This is a genomic window from Pyrobaculum neutrophilum V24Sta (assembly GCF_000019805.1).
Taxonomy (GTDB): domain Archaea; phylum Thermoproteota; class Thermoprotei; order Thermoproteales; family Thermoproteaceae; genus Pyrobaculum; species Pyrobaculum neutrophilum.
On record NC_010525.1, the window covers coordinates 38,914 to 61,194 of the forward strand.

Here is a 22,281-nt window from a genome sequence, read left to right on the forward strand (position 1 = left end):
CTTGTCGCTGTTGTGAACGTATTTTAATAGCATCAAGTGTGTAGTCGTGGCGGTTAAAGTCAAGATGCGCATCTGGGTTGACAAAGATGGGCAGGAGATCTTGGGCCCCGGCATCTACAACATCTTGAAAGCGCTGGAGGAGACCGGGTCTATCGCCTCGGCGGCGAGAAAGCTGGGATATTCATACAAATTCATATGGACATATATAAAGAAGCTTGAGGACGCGTTAGGCGTGCCCCTCGTGGAGTCCCGCCGGGGCGGCAAGGAGAGGGGGGTCACGGAGCTGACGGAGGTGGGCAAGCTGCTCGTGGCCTACTACGAGTCTATGAATAGGGAGTTGGAAAACGTTGTGAAGACTTGGGAATCTAAGTTCTCCGAGCTCGTGGCTACGCTTGAGCAGTACTCCAAGGAGGCGAAGGAGGAGGGGGGCGGAGAGGAGATCCCCTACTACGAGGAGGAGTGAACGCCGCCTGAGGGTACGCCCGGCTCCGCTGGGCGTGCCAGATACAGCTTAAACCTCGGCTCTCTCTGCGCCAACGCGGTTTTTACGGCATATAGCAACCCCTCCTCGTCTCTAGCCTTGATGAGGGGCATCAGATCAACGCTCGGCTCTGCGTATATGCAGGTCTTAAGTTTTCCATCGCTCGTCAGCCTCATGGTGGTGCATCCGCTACAGAAGGAGGCGTTGCCGTAGTTCTTTATCAGCTCTATGGCCACCCCCGCGAGCACGTAGATAGGCCTGTTGTGTAGCTCCTTCCTCAGCTTGAGAGGTCTACCGCCCAGCTCCGCTACGGCCTTGGCCACCGTCTCAACCGGCTCGTAGTACTGTTCGAAGACGTGGGCACCCTCGCCCGTAGGCATAAGCTCTATGAACTGCAACGACGCGTCTAACGACGCCGCCAGCTTGACCAGCTCTTTTACGCTGTCTCTATCCGTGTTTACGCCCCTAAGCACAACGACATTTATCTTCAGGGAGATGCCCAACGACCTAGCCTCGCGGAGGCCGCGTAGGACGGCCTTTAGAGCGGCCGGCGGCGCCCCGGTGACCTTCGAATACATGCCCGGATCCGTCGAGTGTACAGAGACGTTGACCCTCTGGAGGCCGGCGGCGGCGAGCTTCGCCGCCCACCTCTCCAGCAACAAGCCGTTTGTGGTAAGCGTAACGGCGCCCCCCGTCTTAGCTATGTTGTACACCACGGCGTCTATGTCCCGCCTCAGCAGAGGCTCTCCCCCCGTTATCTTGAAGTCGGAGACCCCCACCTTCCTGAAGACAGAGGTGGCGAAGCCGTAGTCTTCGGCGGTCAGGTAGACCCCCCGGCGCCGGGCCTGCCCCTCGAAGTGGCAGAAAATGCAACTGTAGTTACACTCGTCGTTTAGGATATACCTAAGCTTCAGGAAAGGTCTCCCGTATCTGTCAAACAACACGCCCTTTCTCGAACTGCAGATTAAATATATTGCCGTCTACGTCTACTACACGTATACTTATATCCCCTCCCGTTTGATTCAACGGTGTTGAGCCTGCTGTGGACGCTACCAGCCATCTTAGCCGCCGTGGCCGGCTGGAGATTCTACAGACACAGTGTCGCCCTCCTGTGGCTAACCGCGGCATCTTCCCTGGCTTTCCTCTTCCCAGAGGGCGCCGCGTTGTTCGTGAACTCGCTCGTCGTCGCGGCCGTGGCGGCGAGGGCCATATTCGACCGATTCAGGAAGCCGATAACTGCCGTGTTTATAGTTGCGGTTGTCGCAAAGCTCTACATATTCACCGAGTACTACCTCGACGAGCGGCTGAGCTACGTCTACTATATAGCAGACGGCGTATTTACCGGGCTGTCCGCGTTCCTCCTGCTGGCCTACACGTTCAAGCCGCCGAGGGTTGGGGAAGCCCTCTGGCTGTTGCTCCCCGCCTCCGCGCTGTCTTCCACCTACACGCTGGCGGTGCAGCCGCTCGCAGGCGCCGTCCTAGCGCTGGCTGACGCACGTCCGCTGTACGTAGCCGCCGCCGCGGCGGCCAACCTCTACCTCCTCTTCACCTCGGGCGACCCCCTGCCGGCTCTCCCGGCCTCCCTCCTCGTGCTCGCCTACGTATTCACACACAAGAGGGTGACGTACCTCTCGCCTCAGTCCCCCGTTGGGTGGCTCCACGCGTGGCTGGGCGGTAGGTACAAGGTGGTCCGGCTCCTCGGGGTAGGCGGGTTTAGCTATGTTTTGGCCGTCAAACAGAGGGGGGCCCTATACGCCGCCAAGATACTGCGCTACGTAGACGACTACGGAAGCCCACTCGCCGGAGATGAAAACATCTTGCGCATCTTTGGGCAAGAGATGCAGAGGTACCTAGAGATAAAGTCGGACCACGTGGTTAAGGCCTACGAGGTATATCTACCCGCCGTGGGCTACAGAGATGTGGCTCAATATATGAGGAACCCGCCGTATATCCTGCTTGAGTATATGGAGGGGGGGACCCTCAGAGATCTACTGAGGGCTAGGAAGAGGCTATCTATCCCGGAGGCGGTGGAGCTGTTTAGACAGCTGGCGCGGGGGCTCCACGACATACATAAACACAGCGTGGCCCACCTCGACATAAAGCCCGAGAACATCATGTTCACGGGGGATAGAAAAACGGCGAAGATAGGCGATATGGGAATCGCCAAGGTGGTAAGCGGGGAGTACGTGCGGAGTAGCTACATGTCCCCCGCCTATGCGGCCCCGGAGGTTAAAAAAGGCGCGGCGTCTCTGGCGTCCGACGTGTACTCCCTCGGCTGCGTCATGTATGAGGCGTTGACCGGGATAAACCCAAACGTCTTCGTCGAAAACGGCTACAGAGTGCCGCCCCCAAGCGCCTACAACCCAGAGGTGCCGCCGTGGCTCGACGAGCTTCTGCTTAAGATGCTCGACGTAGACCCCGCCAGAAGGCCAAGCGCCTCGGAGTTAAACACCTTTTTAAACCGCCTCTCCGGGGGCTGATAATGCCTTGGAAGTGTCCTGTGTGCGGCGCCGAGAACAGAGACGAGGATCTGACCTGTAAAATATGCGGCGCCTACAAGCCCGAGGCGACTACGAAAAAGGTGGCCCAGATCCCGAGGGAGACTGCGACGGCCGTGCTGGCGGTGGAGGTGCTGGAGAGCCCGGTCGAATCTCTGGTGGGGAAGAGGTTCGAGTTCAGGGTAAACAGCCCCGGCGTAATAGTGACCGTGGGGCGGGCCGTGGATAACCAAATCGTTGTGCCCGACCCCGCGGTCTCTCGGAGACACATGAGGCTGATAGCCACCGCCGGAGGCGTAGTTGTAGAGGACCTCGGCAGTAGCAACGGGACGTATCTAGTGGAGGGCGGCGGCGAGCGTCTAATAAAGGTGGAGAGCGTGGGGAAACAAGCGGTGGTGAGGATAGGAAACACGAGACTGAGGGTAGCCCTCGTTTGATCTGGCGCGGGCTCAATGTTTTTAAACCCCTAGAGATGGCGTCGTCGTATGGCAGAGGAGGCCTATGAGTATCTGGTCCCCCTGGAGAAATACCTAAGCGCCGGCGTTAGGTTGGGCACACGCCTCTCCAACAGGTACCTCGAGGAGAGGGGCTTCATCTTCGCGGTTAGGCCAGACGGGCTGAGGATCTTCGACATAAAGAAGATAGACGAGCGCTTGAAGATAGCGGCTAAGTTCATCGCTAGGTATCCGCCCGACAGGGTGTTGGTGCACACAACAAGGCCCTACGGCTTCAAGCCGGTGCAGATGTTCTGCAAATTCGTGGGTTGCAGGGCGTTGACCGGGCGGTTTATCCCAGGGACCTTGACCAACCCCAACCTCCCCCACTACCAGGAGGTAGACCTCCTCTTCGTCGTCGACCCCAAGCTGGACGCCCAGGCGGTTACAGAGGCGGCTAAGATGGGCATACCCGTGGTGGCGCTGGTGGATACAGACACGCCGCATCAGTACATAGACCTCATGGTGCCCTGCAACAACAAGGGCAGGAAGAGCCTCGCCCTGATCTTCTGGATTCTCGCAAGGCAGATTCTGAGGGAGAGAGGCGAGCTTAAGCCGGACCAAGACCTCCCGGTGCCCCCCGAGGAGTTCGAGACAAGGCTCGTGCAGTAAGTATATAAGCCGGGGGCGGATCTACCTCGATGGCTAGAGGCGTTAGGAAGCCCGCCGTCGCCGGCTATTTCTACGAGGCCGACCGGGAGAGGCTTATACAGCAGATAGAGTGGTCTATAAAACACGAGCTGGGGCCGAAGGCGCCCCAGTTGCCTAAGCTCGGCGCCGAGGCCCTCGGCGGCGTTGCGCCACACGCGGGATACATGTACTCGGGCCCAGTCGCCGCCTGGATATACGCCGCCCTGTCGGGCTTCGGGAAGCCCGACGCCTTCGTCATAGTGGGGCCGAACCACTACGGCATCGGCGCGCCCGTGGCCATAATGAAGTCCGGCGCCTGGGAGACGCCCCTCGGGAGGGTGGAGATAGACGCGGAGCTGGCCGAGGAGATAGCTAGAAGCGGGGCGGCGGAGGAGGACCCCCACGCCTTCTCTAGAGAGCACTCGATAGAGGTGCAGATACCGTTTATACAGTACTTCTTCGGCGACGTGAAAATAGTGCCAATCGCCCTCTGGAGGCAGACCCCCTCGGCGTCGCGGGAGCTGGGCAAGGCGATCGCCGCCGCGTTGAAGAAACGAGGGGGGAGGATATACGTGATAGCCAGTAGCGACTTCAACCACTACGAGCCCCACGACGTCACGGTCAAAAAAGACGAAATGGCCATAGGAAAGATCCTGAAGCTTGACGAGGCCGGCCTCTTCGAGGTAGCCTCCAAGTTCGACATATCCATATGCGGCCTGGGACCCATAGGCGTGCTCATAACGGCCGCGAAAGAACTAGGGTACAACAACGCTACGCTCCTAAAACACGCCACCTCTGGAGACACAAGCGGCTACAGAGACGAGACGGTGGGCTACGCTAGCATCCTCATTCACCGGTAAACCTCAGCCCCGACCCTCCACAGAGCCACGGCGCATTGCGAAGAGCGGGCTCGGCAAATCCCGCCGAGGGCGACCAGCGCGGCGGTTACACCGCCCTCTCGATCCGCGGCCTGCATAAACTCAAGCTCTCTCCTGTGAGCCAACCGGCCCTGGGGGAGCCGGCCGGTTGCAGAAGCCCGTCCGCGGGGCTGGATCCTCGGGCCGATCGGCGGACAGGCCCGACCCGAGGGGGACATTACAAAGGGGGAGCTGGCGGCTACAGTGCTCTAATTCTCTCGCCTACCTTAGGCACCACTGTAGTTATCTTGTACTTCAGCTCTATGGAGGTGGCCAGGCTGACTATCTTGGAGGGCTCGCCGTGTATCAACACGATCTTTCTAGGCTTGGGCTCGAGGTGCTCCACGTACTTCATGAGCTCCCTCCTATCGCTGTGGCCTGAGAAGCCGGGTATGGAGACCGCCTCCATCCGCATCTCTACCTTCGCCTCGCCCCCCACCAAGCTCCTGACCACGAACTCCCTCTCGCCGTTTAGGATCCTCCTGCCGAGCGTCCCCTCGGCTTGGTAGGAGACGAACACCAGCTTGTTCCTCGGGTCGTGCGCCAGCTGTGAGAAGTAGTCCACCACAGGCCCCCCGTTTAACATGCCGTGTGGCGCAATTATGACGGCTGGCTCCTCGCTCTGGGCTATCTTGGCCACCTGGTTTATCCTATCCTCCACCCGTTTGGCGCGGTCCACAATGACCACGCTTCCCGAGGTGGTGAAGGGGTTGACCCCGCCGTAGACCTCCTCGGCGACCTCGGGGTTTAGGTAGTGGGGGTACATGAGGTAGGCGTTGAGCGTCTCTACAATCATCCCGTCTACGTAGACGGGCACCCTGGGGATCAAACCCCCCTCGATCATCTTGTTGAGGATATAGAGGATCTCCTGGCCCCTCCCCGTGCTGAAGGCGGGGATCAGCACCTTGCCGCCTCTCGACACGGCCTCGGCCACGTGTTTAGCCAAGGCGTTCTCGGCCTCAACCCTAGGCGGTTGCACGTCGTCTCTACCGCCGTAGGTGGACTCCATTATGAGCATCTCCACCCTCTTGAACTTAGACACGGCGCGGTTCAGAAGCCTCGTCTTGCCGTATTTGAAATCCCCGGTGTAGAGGATGTTGTACCTCCCGTTGCCTATGTGCAGATGCGCCATGGCAGACCCGATCTCGTGGCCCGCGTCGTAGAAGGTCAGCTTGACGTCTGGCGCTATGTCGGTGACCTCCTCGTAGTCCAGCGTTATGGTGTGGTATATGACGGACTCCACGTCGGCTTTGGAGAAAGCCGGCTCCAGCCCCTCCCTCTCCTTCAGCTCTATGTAGTCCATGAGGAGTATAAACGCTTGGTACTTGGTGGGGTCGGTCATGTAGACAGGCCCCCTGTAGCCGTACTTGTAGAGAAACGGGAGGCAGCCCACGTGGTCCATATGGGCGTGGGTTAACACAACCGCGTCTAGCCTATCGATATCTACGGCGTCTAGCATGGGGAAATCCTCGTCGTATTGGCCGGGCTTCAGCCCGCAGTCGAGCAACACGTTGCTCTCGGTGGTGCTGACCAGTATCGCGCTGCGGCCCACCTCCATCGCGGCTCCGAGAAAGGTGACAGTTATCGCCCCCTCCTTGACCACCGGCTCCTGGTGTATATATCTGGCCAAGCGCTCCATAAGCTCCCTCCTCTGGGCGTAGGCACCGTGGAAGATCTGGCGCACCCCCACGATCTCGTGGGCAGGGAGCTTGACCTTGTCCCGGGGCACCCCGCTCTCCACCACAGCCCTCCAGCCGGTCCTCACGAAGACCTCCCGCGCTACGGCTCTTATCTCCCTCTCCCGCATCGGCTTGGCGAGGTAGATATAGACGTCGCCGCTTTCCTCGAAAACGACGTCGTCGACGTCCTCCACCACCTCCCTAATTATCTGGGAGGCCTTCTTCTCCGGCAGTCTGCTGGAGGCCTCGGTCCTCAAAACCACGCGCTTCTTGAGGGCCTTGGCCACCTCGCCGACCATGTCTAGGAGAGCCTCCGAGGGCTTCTTCACATAGATGCAGAGGTTCGGGCCCTCGTAGCTGACTCTGGAAACCTCGGCGCCAGATAGAATAGACCTTACCCTACTCTCAACTTCCGAAAAAGACACGCGCCCCAGAAATGCACATGTATATAAACAATGTGGTTCGGGGGTGGCGTGCGGATCTACAACACCGCCACTAGACAGGTGGAGGAGTTCACAACGTACGTCCCCCGCCTGGCTAGGGGGTACGTGTGCGGCATAACCCCCTACGACCACATGCACGTGGGACACGGCAGGGTCTACGTCTTCTTCGACATATTCAGAAGGTACCTGGAGAGACTGGGCTACGAGGTTAGGCTTGTTATAAACTTTACAGACATAGACGACAAGATCGTAAACAAGGCGAGGGAGGAGTTCGGACACGAGGCGTACAAGAGGTGGAGGGAGGTGCCCGAGCGCTACATAGCCGAGTACTTCGAAATGACGAGAAGGCTCTACATAAAGCCGGCGTATGCGTACCCCAAGGTGACGGAAAACGTGGAAGACATGGTGAAGTGGATATCTACGCTCGTGGAGAAGGGATACGCCTACGTTGCCCCCGACGGCTCCGTCTACTTCGAGGTGGCGAAGGTGCCCAACTACGGCGTGTTGTCGAGGCAGAAGATAGAGGAGCTCATAGCGGGGGCCCGCGTCGAGCCGGAGCCCGGCAAGAGAAACCCCCTCGACTTCGCCCTCTGGAAGAGCTGGACCCCTGGCGAGCCATGGTGGAACTCGCCGTGGTGCCCCGGGAGGCCCGGGTGGCACCTCGAATGCGTCGTCATGTCGACGAAGCACCTGGGGGCGCCCTTCGATTTCCACGGCGGCGGCGCCGACCTCATATTTCCACACCACGAAAACGAGATAGCGATAGCGAGGGCCTACTTCGGCGTAGACAACTTCGCGAGGTATTGGATACACGTGGGCTACCTCACAGTTAGAGGCGAGAAGATGTCTAAATCCCTCGGCAACATAATAACACTGAGGGAGGTCCTCTCTAAACACAGCGGCGAGGCCCTAAGGCTTGCATACGCCATGAGCCACTACAGAAAGCCGATGGAGTTCACCTACGAGCTGTTGCAACAGGCGGAGGACATGGCGAAGACCCTCTACACCGCCTACGACGAGTTGAGCCAAGCCCTCCGAGACGCCGGGGAGAAGGACCAAGAGCCGATAGCCCAAGAGGCGTTGAAATACGCCGGGGCTTTCTACGGCGCGTTAGACGACGATATGTCGACGCCGGAGGCCGTACAGCAACTATACGGCATGGCTAGGTACATAATCTCCACGGTTCTGCACAGGGTCGAGAAGATCTCGCGCGAGACGGCGCTGGCCGTGTTGAACAAATACGTAGAGATGGCCGACGTCTTAGGCGTGTTGGAGAGGCGCCAGATCCCAAAGGAGCTGGAGGAGGCCGTAAAAGCGCTGGTGGAGACCAGGGCAAGGCTACGCCAAGAGCGGCAGTACCAGCTGGCGGACTACATCAGGCAGAGGCTGGCCGAGCTCGGCGTAGAACTACACGACTTCGGCCCAAGGACTTACTACACCTACAGAAGGGCTTGAACTGCGCCAGCTCTACGCAAAACGCCTAGCCACAAGTATCGAGAGGCCCAGGAGACCGTATATGGCTGGCTCTATGTGCCGGAGAGTCTCAACTACAGCGAGATTCGGCGTCCGGCCCGCCGACAGATCGCCCTCCACCAACGCCCGCGCCAGGAGAGTCATTGGAGTCGGCGGCGCCGTATAGAGCTGGGAGATGCCGTCGACAAGAGCCCAATCCCCAGTCGCCACCGCCTTCTCCACAAGGAAGCGGAAGTACTCCGCGGCGCGTTGCGACATGTTGCCGGCCGCTTCGGAGGCCCGGATGTAGCTCTGGGGAGGCACGGCGAAGCCCACAAAGGCCGTCTTGTTCCTAACTCCCATATACTCGCCGTAGATGGTGAAGTTCACTAGGCCAAGCGCGTCGTAGCGGCCCACCACCACTACGCTACCGTTGACTCTAGAGCCGTTTAGGTACAGCGCGGCGGATAGAGAGCCGGCGGCGAACACGGGAAGCCCCCCGGCTGTGCCGAGGATCAGAGCCTCGGGTCTCACCTCCAGAGGCCCCCAGTAGAGTCGTCTGGAGACAAGACTGGAGTTGGTCCGGAAGACCAGATGGAGGACGCAGGTTCTGTTGTAGACGAGATCCAGGGTGTAGTTCAGCGGCACCGTCCTCCTGAACTGCTCGCAGCCCCAAGCCTCGACCACCGCGGAGACCGCCACGCGGGGCTCCACAAACCCCCCAAGCACCACCCGCGCCCCGGCGCCCAGAGGTAGCGCGGCCGGCCCCGAGATGGATAGGTTGTAGACCCTGTACCACAGCACCGGCACAGACACAGTGTACGGCCCCGCCTTAAGCACCACGAGGTATCTGCCGGGCCTCTCCGGGGAGGTCACGTTGACGGCGTATTGGGCATGTGCCCCCGGCCCCACGTCGACAAAAACGCTCTGCGTCCCGTTGACGTAGAGGGGAACTCTCAAGGTTAGATTCGGCGGCGTGGAAACGGCAACGAAAACCCTAGCCGGCGTGCCCAACTCGGCCGCCTCGGCGCCGGCGCTCAACCTGAGGGGTGGGCGGAGGATGCGCACCTCCCCAAATCCGTAGCTAAAGACGGCCGCCCCGTCCGAGGCGGCGACCTCTACAACCTTGGAGAGGCGCCCACGCACCTGATCCCCCCCGACCACGTAGGTGTAGTTGGGCGGGGCGTAGATAGTTAGGTTGAGAAGGGCGGACTCCCCACCGCGGTCCACACGCCAGTTGAGCAAGCGGACAGCCACAGTGGGCCTGGGGATGTGGATGACCTTTTCCACATCGCCGAAGTTCGTAGAAAGCGTCAACCTGAGATCCTCCCTGTAGGGAAGCGACGCGCCGGCCGTAGCCCTCCCCGTCGCGCAGAGACCGGCGCCGGCTGGAATATGTAAGACCGTCCCGTTTATATAGACAAAGTAGTCCGCGTCGACGGAGGGGTTGCAGATAGACGCCTCTATAGACAGGGACACGTCTACGCTTGAGGGCGTTACCACCACCCTGGAGACGTCTATGCGGAAGCTGGGGCGCGGGAGCCTAACCGATATGGAGCCCCGCTCGACGGCCGTGTAGCTGATGTTTATCACCTCGTCGTATCTAGCCTTGAGGATGCAGACGGAGGCGCAGCCAACGCCGCCATCTACCCTCACGGTGATGTTCAAGCCGGGGAAGTTGGTCACAGGCTTGAGGAGTAGCTCCACGACGGAGCCGTTGACTCTCGCCTTGACCACCTCAAGCCTAACCTGCGGCTTTGGAAGCGCAAGGGTGTACTTCGCCTGGCCTACCCTAACGTCGACGGCGTTTTTACCGATCGGGGCGTCGTAAGCCACGGAGAGGGCGGACTGACCCACGCCGGCTGGGCCTGTATCTATACGGATTTTGCCGGCGTCGCGGCCGTCCACGGCGACTGTGGCGAGATATGTGGCGTTCGGCGTCCCGGAGACGGATCCAACGACGGTTATGGAATACTGTAGCAGTCCCCCGCCGGCTCCCACGGGCTTTACGTCGATCTTGAAGTCTGGCACGGCCAGGCGTATAGATAACGTGGCCGCCGTGTAGCCGGCCCCCGGCACCCTAAGCGTTGTCGAGAGCCCGGTGAAGTTGGCAGACGCCGCGTATCCCCCCAAAGTCGCGTATACAGCGCCGGCTCCCCTGTCGAGGTCGTAGTAGATCCTGTACGTGGGCCGCGCCGCCTTTACGGAGAGCGTTGCCGTCGAGCCGGCGTAGGAGATAGAGAGGAGGCAGTCGCCCGGCGTGGAGACGTTGAAAGGTAGCTTAGCCAAGGCGCTACCGCCCGGCGGAATCTGCAAAACGGCGCCGCCCCCGAAGCCGGGGCACCCAGCCGCCTTCAGCGTCCCCACAACGACGAGGGGGTTGGGGTTGTAGACCGTGACGTTGACGGCGCCCCAGGCCCCAGGCCCCACCAGCAACACGCCCGGCGCCGCCGCCAGCTGGAGGCCCGTCAGATTTACCCTAACGACGGTGGTGTAGCTACCGTTAGACACAACCAGGGCGTAAGGCCTTAGGGCCCCCCTTGTGACATAGGTGGCAAACCCGCCCCTGGCCGTCACGCCGGTCCCGTTTATGTAAACCACCCCGTTTGCGGGACTCCCGTCCACAGCAACGTAGAGATCCAGCGCGAGGGTCCCGTTGTCGTAGTAGGCGCCCCCCGTGAACTTAGCGTACAGCCCTCCGAAGTACATCTTCACGGTGGTGTATACGGGAGACGTCGTGGGGTTGACGAAGGCCACCCTCAACGTGCCGTTGACCCAGATGGGCTGGCCCAGAGGCACGTTGGAGACAACGCCGGCGGCCTCTATTGTGAGATATCCGGGGTAGGGTGGCGAGATCTCGTAGTAGGCCGCGGTGAGGCCGTCTAGGCTGAGCGGCTGGGGGTTGTAGCCGGGGGCCAGCTGGTACTTCTGAAAATCGGGAGCCAGTTGCACGCCGCCTATGGAGACGCCTTGTGCCAGAGCTAGGAGGAATTTCACATACATGGAGACGAGGGCAGGGTCGGCGTTGCCCCTCGTTGCGTTTACCACCACGGGAGTCCAGTTCCCAAGGCTCTGGAGGTACCAGGCAAAGACGGCGCTGTATTTATACCAGTCGTCGTGGGAGGCGGAGTAGGGATTTACCTGGTAGAGCTTGCCCGAGAAGTATCTGTAGGGGAAGTAGAAGTACTGGGCTCCCACGGCCGCCATGCCCTCGGGGAGGGCCTCCACAGGCCACCTCTGGTCGTAGAGCATGTCTGGGTTGATGTACCTAACCTGGAATACGTGCGCCACCTCGTGGTAGGCAAGATGTCTAAGCTCCACGTCGCTAAGGCTTTGGCTGAAGTCAAGCCTCTGGACGCACACAGTTGATCCCGAAAGGCCCACCCGGGTGTCGCCGGACGCCACCGATGTGATGTTGACGAAGTACTTTCCGCCAGAACACGGCGGAGCAGGAGAGAGGCCTTTCCCGACGTAGAACCCGTAGGCCTCCTCAAGGTAATTGGCGAGCTTCTGGGAGTATGTGTCGTTGCCCACCACATAGAAATGGGGGGTCTCCACGGCGAGAACAAGCGCCGCGGCGACCAACAAGGCTAATACAAGCCTCACGGAGGTTTGGGCGGGGGGTAATTAAAAACCTTTATTTAGCTACCGCACCACGGCCCCATGAGATGGCTCATTCCCCTGGCGGTGGCGGCGGCGTTGATCGCCGTGTACCTCATGTTGCAACCACCTCCGCCGCCTCAGGCGGGGATAACTACGACGGCCACGCCGCAACAGCCCACAACCGCCCCAACCCAAACGACGGCAACCGCCCAGACGCCAACCGCGACGGCGCAGCCCACAGCTACGACGACAACGGCGCCGCGCCCCCCCGCGCCTCAGCCCGTCTACCTGCCCAAGATAACCTGGAGGCTCTCCGCGCCGCCTGTAGTAAACACGACCAAGTTGCCTCTCGCGGTTAACTACACCATAACCCTGGCCAACGAGGGCAACGGCACGGGGGCGGTGGAGGTAGACGGCGTGGTGTACACGCTTAAGCCCGGCGAGAGGATAAACGTTACGAAGAGCGTAGTGGCGAAGACCGCTGGTAGGCAGAAAATAGCCGTGGTGATCAACGGCACAGAGTACGCCTACGCCACGGCCGTTTACTACTACGCCCCCAAGCTCGTGGCGGAGCCCATCGCGGTAAACGTAACAAAGATGCCCGCCAACGCCACAGTAGAAATAGTGATCAAAAACGTGGGCAACTACAGCGCGGTGGTCGACGGCGTTGTTATACAGCCTGGGCAGACTGCCAGGATAAAAACCACGTTAAACATCACGGCGGCCGGCACCTACTACGTCAACTACAGCGGCGTACCCATAGCGGTGACCGTCAACTACCTAACCCCCAACGTAGAATACAAGCTGGGCGGCCCCACGTACCTAGAGGTGCTCCCCGGCGAAAACGCCACGGCGTGGCTCTGGCTCTACAACAGAGGCAACGCCACGGCGGAGGTCAAAATCGACGGCAGAGCCTACGCGATAGCGCCCCGGAGCTACATCAACATCACCAAGAGCGTCAGGATAAACAGCGGCGGGCTCTACGCCGTGGTCTTCCACGCCGAGGGGGCCCTCAACGGCACGTTAGAATGGCGCGTAAAGGCGGCCCTCGTGGCCGTGAGAGTAGAGATAGTCGTGTGGAAGCCGGACCTAATGAGGAGCTGGCCGGCGCCCACCGACACCCTAGCCCTCTCGGTGACCAGCAAATCGGTAGACATAGCCTGGGGGTACATCATATCGACAAACGCCACCTACAGACCCATCACCTTGAACATACAGGGACCTGGAGGCGGGACGTACGTCCTTAAGCCGGGGGCTTACATATCGGCGAACTCCACAGCCACGCTACAAGCGCCGGGGACGGGAGAGCTCGCCGTATACATAAACGGCACCAAATACGCCACCACTATACGGCTAGACCTAAAGCCGCCCACGGTTTCCGTGTCAGACGTAAGCCAGATATGGTTCGAAGACGCTAGACCCATATACTCCGTCCAGATAAACTGCAGAGTGGCAACCATCCAGTTCGACCTCATGAGGGTAAGCGGCACTGTGACATACAGCCCCACGGCTACAAACCTACAGGGGACAATAACGGTGAAAACAGCAAGCGGCGTCTACACAGGAGACTACAGCGGATACGTCTCCGGAAACTCGGGACACGTCAGCATAAGCATAGCAGGGCGCAGAGTAGACATAGACTTCACGGTATCCCCACTAGCCCCAACTAGGATACTGGTAGACGGAAGCCAAGTCACATGCACAGCGCCCACATACCTAATACCACCTGTGCTATACCGACAGAAGCCGACCACCCCGCCGACGTCTGCCACAGCCTACGCCTCCGCGCTAGTTTCGCTCTTCGCTAAACAAGACGGCGACAGAGCTCAATCTGCTGTGTGGAACGGAGACTACGTGGAGGTCACAGACGGGTGGGGCAACAAGATGGCTGTGTACATTAGACAGGGCCAGATCGAGATAAGCGGAGCCCTATCGGCAAGAATTACCGCAGTAATATCATAAGGAGAAAAAAACTTTTAAACTCCACCTTTTTGAAAAGTCATGCATAACAAAACAAGGTTACTCCTGTTAGGGCTACTGCTCGCTGTCGCGCTCCCCGCAATGATATACGCACAAACTCAGAGGGGAGGGGGATACGTCCTACCCTCCACCTTCAATGTGGTAATGCAGATAAACGACGCCAGAGCCGCATACCAACTAGACCCCAACTACGTCCTCTGTAACCCCTGGTCAAAATCGCTCTCGAACTACCCGACCTATAGATTCGCGGCAGGCAAAAACTTCACCCTAATAATTAGAGAAATAAGACAAAACCCCGTATATCCGCCCCAGTTCAAGGACCTAAGGACTAGCGCCACTGCAAATGCCACAGGCTTCGTAAACTTCCAGATAAGCTTCCCAAGCGGTCTCAATGTAACAAAACCTTCGGACTGGTATGTCGCTATCGTCGTAGAGTGGCCCCGGCCAGGCTACTACTTCCTCATATACAACAAGACATTTACAAACACGCCGCTTATAGACGTTCTGGGCAATCTGACGGGCAGACCGGATCTCACTGGCCAGGAGGTATACAACGGACCGTGGGGCGTCATAAAGGTTTATAATGGGCAGGGACACTACGGCAACTTCTCCGCCTCGACGATACACACGTTCTACATAGGCGTAAACACCCTGGGCAAGCAGTTCCCGCTTACGCTTACTAGGACTGTCACAATTGGGGGCGCCACCATAACGCTGGATAACAACGTCGGCCCGGCGGTAGGGCCGACCAACTACGTTAGGAGCATAGATCCCAACGTGCAGGCGGTATTTGGCCCGTTCACATACCTAGGGTCCTACGTCTATAACCTCGGTGGCGCGGGTACAACGCCGGATCAATACAGCGTTAAGGTTGACCAGAAACAAGTGTCGTATGGCTACTACATCTACCTCACCATTGAGGGCAACACGGGCGTTGTGATACAGAGCAAGAACTCCATCCAGTATGCCTACAACCTCCTGAGGTACGTATCTATGACGCTTAACAAGACCGCAGGCCCCGGCACCGGCACGCCGGTGCCCATGTCCTGCGGCCTGGTGATCTGGAACATGACGACGTACACCGTCAAGATCACAGGCTTGCTAGACCTCAAGGGCAACCCGGTATTCAACCCAGAGAGCTTCAGGTTCAAGATACAGACGAAGATAGGCGACAACTGGGTCACCTTCGACCGCGCCCAGGGCTCATGGCGTTTGGACATAGGCGATGTCAAAGCCGCCCTCAACCAGGTCTGTGGTACTATAACCAGCTTCAACGACCTAAAGCAGTGCTACTACAACCTAGGGCCTGATGGGTTCAGAGCAGCAGTGCTGAGCTTGTACCAGCCGATAATTCTGACAAGACTCGGCGGGATGCTGAAGTTGACGGATACCACCGCTGACCTATCTACACAAGATTTCGTGACAAAGCTGGTGGCCGAGTACGTATACAACAGCGGCAACGACGTGGTCAACGCCCTCGTGTTCGAAGCTCCGCTTATGGCGCCGGTGAACTGGCAGGGCGTCCTCAACGTGTCGATTCTGCCCGTCCAGATTAGGCTGTGGAGGTGGAGCAACCTGTCGCTACCTCCTGCGTTGCCTAATCCAAGGGAGTACTACTACAGCGATCCGCTCGACCTAGCCTCGCTGAGGTTTGTGGTAAGCGGAGACACCGTGTACATTGACAGATATGCCTACGACGGAGCTATTACGTACGATCCATGGCTCGGCCAAGTGATATGGTCCCTGCCGCCCTATGTGCCTGCTCCCGGGTTTGTCGGCAACGTCAGAGTTAGCCTACTTGCGTGGTTCAACGCAAGCGGCTACCTACCAGCCCCGACCTTGATCGCCAACTTGACAACCAGCGGCTTTAGGTACTTCAACTACAGCGATGCCATGGCGTACAGCGGCTACTTCTCCAAGTTCAACATTGGGATCGTCGGAAGCTACTCCTACAAGTTCAGGATCTACTACAACGACGCCCTGGTAGGTACCGCTAACATCATCGTGAGGTATCCAAACGTCACGTCCACGGGCTTGATGAAGCAAGACGCCGCCTCTGTCAGAGGAGTGCTCCAGCCGGTATATGACTCCAACAACAGGGTTGACATGTACAATGTTGAGTACGCCACCCCCGCCAGATTCTACGACAGGGAGCACGTGATACACATAGCGATTATTAGGATATTCCAGAACATACTTCTGAGGGACGCATGTGGCAACCCGATATCCGGCGTATCTGCCGGCCTGGCCGGCGCCTACCTAACGCTGAACGTGACGGTTGGAGACCGTAGCGTAACAATCAGCAGGCTACCGCTTGGAAGCGAGGTGCCTGTCGACGTGTACATACCGATTGACCAGTGGGGCAACCCGCAGCTCGACCTAACAAGAGGCTCTATTGTAGCGTATCCAGTCCTCTACTACTTCGGCTACAAGCTCTACCCAGTGGCCAACGTTTCCCAGATCCCGGCGAGTCAGCCCATGCCTCTGACGATTCCGATTAAGTTCGGCGTTGTGAGGAAGCCGGTGCTCTACCTGCCCATCGCGCCGTTGCTCTTCAGAGTCTGGAGCCAGGCGATATCAGCCGACTACGACCCGCTCAAGGAGCCGCTTGTGGGCTTTGTAGTTAGAGTCTTCAGCACTGCGACCGGCGACGAGATGGCGAGAAGCATATCCAACGTGACGGGCTACGCATACGTGCCCAATGTGCCTATTGGCGTGCCGCTGAAGGTATCCGTGAGGACCATCGTGCCGTCTTCTGACAAATACTGGAGCTATACGTACGAGCAGATCAAGAGGTCTAACGACTATGCCTCCTACGCGACGTTCATGGGCCGCAACCCCTCGGATAACGTCTACACGCTGGGCACAAGGGGCGCGATTGACGCTGGGCTAGAGGTGAACAAGACGACCATAGTCCTCACGGCGGGCAACGCGTCGAAATACATATGCGCCAAGGAGCCCATTAACCTAGCTACGCAGGTGTTTGACCTAGTCGTGAGGCTGTGGGATAAGACAGGTAAGTACCTCCTGAGGAGCCAGTACGTCTACTTCGGGCCGTATCCGCAGGCAACTAGGCCGTATTTGATGAACGTAACGCTAGTCGTCGACGGCGGCGTGTATCCCGACGCCTCTAGATGGATGAACTACGCCACGAACGACTACAAGATTTTGACGGACTTCCGCGTAATAGGTATAACCGGCATGAGGTCGATATACCAGAAGCTAGCCTCGTACTACTTGAAGCAGGCGCAGACCTATCTCTACTGTCCGACGTATGCGGCTGCCAACTACTCGGCTGCTATCAACGCGTTTGCCCTAGCTGCGATGGCTGGGTACATCGCCAACGCCTCGACGGACAGGTACGCCGCTGTGTTCCTGCTGACGTCGCAGCAGCCGAAGGACTTGATAGATGTGTGTGCGATGACGCCTTCGCAGGTGGGTGCCTCCGAGCTGGCGAGGCTATTTATGCCGGGCCAGAGGCTGAGGTTCGTCGTGTGGTACCTAGGCCAGAAGGTGTTTGACGACTACGTGACTATCACAGGGCCGGTTGTGGACATAAGGACCGACGTATACCCAGTCAACACCACGACCTACACAAAGAGCATGAGGTTGCCCGTCGACGCGTTCGTAGGCTTCACGCTGTCTGACGTCTACGTAGGCGTCGCTGCCAACAAGACGCCCGTCGACACGTTGTTTGCAAACGCGTCGGTGGCCTCGAGGTTGCTTGCTCCGTTTGACTCGATGTACAAGGTATACAACCTCGGCTGGCTTGTTGACAACGAGCTGGCGAAGTCTAGCCAGACGATGTACAACGATATGGTATACGCGGTCAGCGGTGACCAATCCCAGACGTGGTACTACGGAACCTACAAGCCGACCACCTCTGGCGTCGAGTTCGTGTATCTGCCTAACCTCGCAGTGATAAGAAACGGCACAACTGCGAAGTACCTCACCACGTTGCTCAACAGCGTCCAGCAGAGGACGGTCACACAGAGAACCGCCAACTCCATACCGCTACAGAACTTCACGGTACAGGTCCCCGCCTCTTCCAGCGGCACGGTAACGCTACGCGGCGCCTATATCAAGTACGACCCGGCGTCCAACTCCACCTACCTCCACCTCACCGCCTATAACGGCACTGAAAACGGCGTCTTGGTTCAGCCGTATGCCGTGTTGAACCTACAGCTTGCCGTGTTGCCAAACGGCACCGTTAAGAAGGACTTCGTCCGCGAGTATCCAGCCAACTACACAATAGACCTCTACGTCTACGCCAAATGCGGTAGCGTGACGCTTCAAGGCGCCCCCGGCGACATAACTGTTAACGTAAACGTGCAGGCAGGTAGCTGTCCCGCAACTATCGTGCTGAAGGGCGTCAACATGAGCTATCCTGTTAAGACGATCGTGTTGCCTGCAACACCCAGCGCAGAGTACGTCGTAAGCTTCGACAGATGGTTCAGTACGATGTACGACACAGCCTTCATGTCCTACAGTGTGCTCTACCACTCGAGCGATGTTGTCGAGAGGAACCACATCCTGTCTGTGTTGACCTATCCGGGCGCCAACAGAATATGTGCTGTTCAGACTGCAGTTGCGCAAGTGGGTGAAGACGATGAGTACACCTACAGATTGTGGTTGAGAGGCGCCAACGTGACTAACTACAGGACCTTGTTGGTGACTCTGCCGTGGAAGATCGCCGGCGGCGGAAAGGCTCTGGTCAACATCACCGCCTACTTTGACAACAACAACACTCTGATCGACTACAAGGTCTACAACTTGACCTCAATGCTCAACGGCACGAAGGGTGAGCAAGCGACGGTAGCTCTGCCGCTGAACTTCGGCAGAGTTGGCCAGCTGGCCTATGCCATAGCAACCACGGGCGCGAGGGTACGCTACGAGATAAAGTTCTACATGTATGACCCGAGGACTGCTCCATACAGCGTCTGTGCGGTTAAGTTGGTGCCGCTGTATGCCAACTACAAGACGGTGTCTATGTACGACTGCGCGGTACCGTCTCTGGCTGGCCCAACTAACATCGACCCCACCACTGTGGTTTACAGCATCGACCCAGCCGGCTCTGCCAACAACGGATTCACTGTGACGTTTGACCAGTATGGCGGGTTCGGAGCTCCGATTACCTACGTGGTGAGAGCCGGAGACGTCGCTCTACTGCCGTCTTGGTACCACAAGACCTCGGTGGCTGGCTCGCGCATCTCCAGGATATGGCTGATCGCCGCCAGCGACGACCCGTCCAAGGGCCCGGCGCTTGGTACAAAGTATGTCGAGCTAACGGCTAAGGACGACAAGGTCGCTGTGGAGGGCTACAAGCTGTTTAAGTACCTCGTGATCAACTACATACCGCCCGTCTGCCGCGGCTACGTCACCACCACCTACCTGGACGAGTTCGACGGCTCGGGCAGAATTAGCGGCCTGGGCTTCGGCGTGGGCGGCACGAGCTCGCTGTTGCTGAGCAACTACACGCACGTGGCTATGTGGAACTCCACCGCCATGTGGATGGCCGGAGGAGTGTTCAAGTTGCCCACCGTGGCTCTCGACTACTTGAGCGTGCAGAACGACGCCCAGTTCCCGATATATGTCGGATCGCTGACTGTGAAGTACCGCGACTGGAGGTACGAGGTGCCGATGAATTTGACGAGGGTTGACGCGAAGTCTACCGTGAGCATGATTCCGCTGAACGGCTACGGCTTCGGCAGGACGTACATGATCAACGCGACCGACGTCTGGGGCTTCAGGCTGGTGCAGCCCAACTACGCCTACGGTCTGAAGGTCTACCACGGCGGTTTGGTTGACGCGATTAAGTACTTCGGCATACCGACCATGCCGAAGACGCTTGATAAGTACATACAGCCGCTGACGAGCCAGTACTACCTGCAGAACGTCTTGTACGCGAGCCATGCCGAGACGACACAGTGGACGTTTGGCATACTGAACAACAAGATCTCCGAGGTGACCCGCGGCGTTTGGGGCAACTTCGACGTGAACACCACCAACTGGGACTACAAGTACGTGTTCAACTTCCCGACTCTGCCGCTGAAGGAGATACGCGACTGGAACGACAGACCGCTGGCTAACCAGACCGTGGCGCTGTTTGACAGATCCGGCAGGCTCTACGCTGTGGTGTACAGCAACAGCTTGGGTAGGCTGGCATATCCGTTGCCCGATCTGTCTTCGGTAGGCCTATCTAACGTGGTGAGGGTGGCGTGGTACGACGGCTACATCGTCGAGCTGTTGATGGGCAAGCCCGAGTTCACGATATGGGTCTACGACCAACTGATCCAGAGAGATGTCACTGAGCTGGGCGACGCATCGGTTAACGACAAGATAAGGACCTATGTCTACCCGCTGACTGTCACCGTGAAGGACGACGCCGGGAGGCCGCTGACGAATATGATAGTGAAGGTGGTGGACACCTCGACCGTAGGGCAGTTGGTGAACGCGGCTAATAAGACCGGCGCCGACGGCGGCGCCCAAGTCGTTGACTTGAGGATTTCGAAGTACTCCACCGGAGTGCTCTCGCAGATTCCGCCTACCAGCTACTACTACTACGTCTATGATCCGTCCGGCGCCTTGGTTGCCGCCGGCAGATTTGAGATACAGCGCGGTGCCTCTGTGCCGTCGACCGGCTGGAACGTTGTGGCCACCGTGAGGTATGCCACCGAGATACCCGTGAAGAACAGCGCCACTAGGGGCTATCTGCTGATCAAGGGCGTGGAGTTCCTCAACGGCACTAGGAAGGATATCAAGATTCCGTTCACTATATCGGGCGGCGTGATGATCCTGGGCGGCAAGGTGCCTGTGTCTGTCGAGTACCCAGTTGAGATCTACGTGACCCACGTGACGTTAGGCGGCCAGGAGGTGCCTGTCAAGGGCGGTCAGTTCCTTGTGTACAGCGGAAAGACCACCGATCTGCTGTCTGGGCTTGACTTCGCCGAGCTTGGGCTGACGGGCGTAGTGACGATACAAGCTGTTGACGCCAGCGGCGCACCGAGGAGCGACTGGACTGTTCAGGTGCTGTACGGCAACCTCACCGCTGCACAGGGCGCTGGCCAGGTGCAGGCCGTGTTGCCGAGGAGCGACGTCCTTGGCCAACCCTACACTGTGAAGGTGATTACGAACGCCATGACGCCCGAGGGCCGCGCCTTAGTCAAGACGCAGGTGCTCAACCTAACGCAGAAGGCGCTGTCTCTCCAGATACCCGTCTCGACGGTGAAGGTGGTTGTGCAGGTGGTTGACGGCTTTGGTGCTGTGAGGAGCGACTGGCCTGTGGCTGTGGAGAACGTGGGGTCTGGGATGGGTCAGCTGTCTGTTGAGCTTGTGGATGGTCAGCAGTACGTGGCTAGGGCCACCGGCCTAGGCTTCACCAACACCACCGCCTTCACAGCCAAAGGTCCGCAGATGGTGATAAGGATCAAGATACCCACCGGCAAGATAGTGGCCCAGGCCGTAGACGGCTTCGGCAACGTCAGAAGCGACTGGACTGTGCAGATCGTCGGCGTCACCACAGGCCAGGGTAGTGTAGGGCCCGTGGAGGTGCTGGCCGGCACATACACCGTTAAGACTTCGGTGTTTGGCAAGGAGTTCAGCCAGACTGTCAACGTGCAGCCGGGCCAGACCGTGACTGCGGCTGTCCAGGTTCCCACCGCGAAGCTGAGCGTCACCGCCGTAGACGACGACAAGAAGCCCATCGACCAGTACGTCTCGTCTGTGGAGGTAACCGGCCCGCAGACGTTGATGTACTCCAGCTCGCCGAAGAACGTGGAGGTGCTGGCGGGCACCTACACGGTTAAGGTGCAGGCTCTTGGGAAGGAGGCCACTGCGCAGATCGCGCTGAATCCGGGCGACGTGAAGAACATACAGGTAGTGGTGCCGGGCACCGCCGGGCTTGACTTCTTCGGCACCAGGATACCGTTGCCGACGCTGGTGCTGTACGGCCTGCTGTTGTTGGTAGTGATAGTGATACTGGCGATACTGATCATCGAGTACAACAACTGGAGGAGGAGGCGCTTGATGCAGATACTGGCGCCGCCTAAGTAACCCCCTCTTTTTCGTATTACCCCCCAACCTTTTTATTTCCCTTTTCCCCCTT

At 58.8% G+C, this 22,281-nt stretch carries 11 protein-coding genes; 8 read left to right on the forward strand and 3 right to left on the reverse strand.

Annotation, left to right across the window (positions count from 1 at the left end; genetic code table 11):
• The first annotated feature begins 46 nt into the window (after window positions 1-46).
• The gene (locus TNEU_RS00260; RefSeq protein WP_012349433.1) at window positions 47-463 is read left to right on the forward strand and encodes a winged helix-turn-helix domain-containing protein; all 417 of its coding nucleotides are present in this window, start codon (window positions 47-49) and stop codon (window positions 461-463) included.
• On the opposite strand, the gene moaA is transcribed toward TNEU_RS00260, so the two are convergent.
• Window positions 448-1,425, reverse strand: a complete 978-nt coding sequence (gene moaA / locus TNEU_RS00265; RefSeq protein ID WP_012349434.1) for a GTP 3',8-cyclase MoaA — start codon at window positions 1,423-1,425, stop codon at window positions 448-450. The genes TNEU_RS00260 and moaA overlap by 16 nt on opposite strands.
• 84 nt (window positions 1,426-1,509) lie before the next feature.
• On the opposite strand from moaA, the gene TNEU_RS00270 reads away from it, so the two are divergent.
• From TNEU_RS00270 to amrB, 4 genes are read left to right on the forward strand one after another with little or no spacing between them, the layout of a single operon-like run.
• Window positions 1,510-2,961, forward strand: coding sequence for a serine/threonine-protein kinase (locus TNEU_RS00270; protein WP_012349435.1), 1,452 nt, complete (start codon window positions 1,510-1,512; stop codon window positions 2,959-2,961).
• Window positions 2,962-2,963: 2 nt separating this feature from the next.
• The gene (locus TNEU_RS00275; protein ID WP_012349436.1) at window positions 2,964-3,416 is read left to right on the forward strand and encodes an FHA domain-containing protein; all 453 of its coding nucleotides are present in this window, start codon (window positions 2,964-2,966) and stop codon (window positions 3,414-3,416) included.
• 48 nt (window positions 3,417-3,464) lie between these two features.
• Window positions 3,465-4,085 carry a 30S ribosomal protein S2 gene (gene rpsB / locus TNEU_RS00280; RefSeq protein WP_012349437.1) on the forward strand — a complete coding sequence of 207 codons (621 nt, stop codon included), beginning with the start codon at window positions 3,465-3,467 and terminating at the stop codon, window positions 4,083-4,085.
• 29 nt (window positions 4,086-4,114) lie between these two features.
• Entirely contained in the window at window positions 4,115-4,963 is an 849-nt protein-coding gene (amrB, locus tag TNEU_RS00285) for an AmmeMemoRadiSam system protein B (RefSeq protein ID WP_012349438.1), read from the forward strand.
• 256 nt (window positions 4,964-5,219) lie between these two features.
• Here amrB and TNEU_RS00290 read toward each other — a convergent pair whose 3' ends face one another.
• Window positions 5,220-7,124, reverse strand: coding sequence for a beta-CASP ribonuclease aCPSF1 (locus TNEU_RS00290; RefSeq protein WP_012349439.1), 1,905 nt, complete (start codon window positions 7,122-7,124; stop codon window positions 5,220-5,222).
• 48 nt (window positions 7,125-7,172) lie between these two features.
• Here TNEU_RS00290 and cysS point away from each other — a divergent pair, with 48 nt between their 5' ends.
• Window positions 7,173-8,597, forward strand: a complete 1,425-nt coding sequence (gene cysS, locus TNEU_RS00295) for a cysteine--tRNA ligase (protein ID WP_012349440.1) — start codon at window positions 7,173-7,175, stop codon at window positions 8,595-8,597.
• A 12-nt stretch (window positions 8,598-8,609) separates the two neighbouring features.
• On the opposite strand, the gene TNEU_RS00300 is transcribed toward cysS, so the two are convergent.
• Window positions 8,610-12,200: a hypothetical protein gene (locus TNEU_RS00300; RefSeq protein ID WP_012349441.1), complete on the reverse strand. Its 3,591-nt coding sequence runs from the start codon at window positions 12,198-12,200 to the stop codon at window positions 8,610-8,612.
• Window positions 12,201-12,257: 57 nt separating this feature from the next.
• On the opposite strand from TNEU_RS00300, the gene TNEU_RS00305 reads away from it, so the two are divergent.
• Both TNEU_RS00305 and TNEU_RS00310 read left to right on the forward strand, forming a co-directional pair.
• Window positions 12,258-14,159, forward strand: coding sequence for a hypothetical protein (locus TNEU_RS00305; protein ID WP_012349442.1), 1,902 nt, complete (start codon window positions 12,258-12,260; stop codon window positions 14,157-14,159).
• Window positions 14,160-14,198: 39 nt separating this feature from the next.
• On the forward strand, window positions 14,199-22,229 hold the full coding sequence (locus TNEU_RS00310; protein WP_012349443.1) for a collagen binding domain-containing protein: 8,031 nt from the start codon (window positions 14,199-14,201) through the stop codon (window positions 22,227-22,229).
• Window positions 22,230-22,281: the final 52 nt, after the last annotated feature.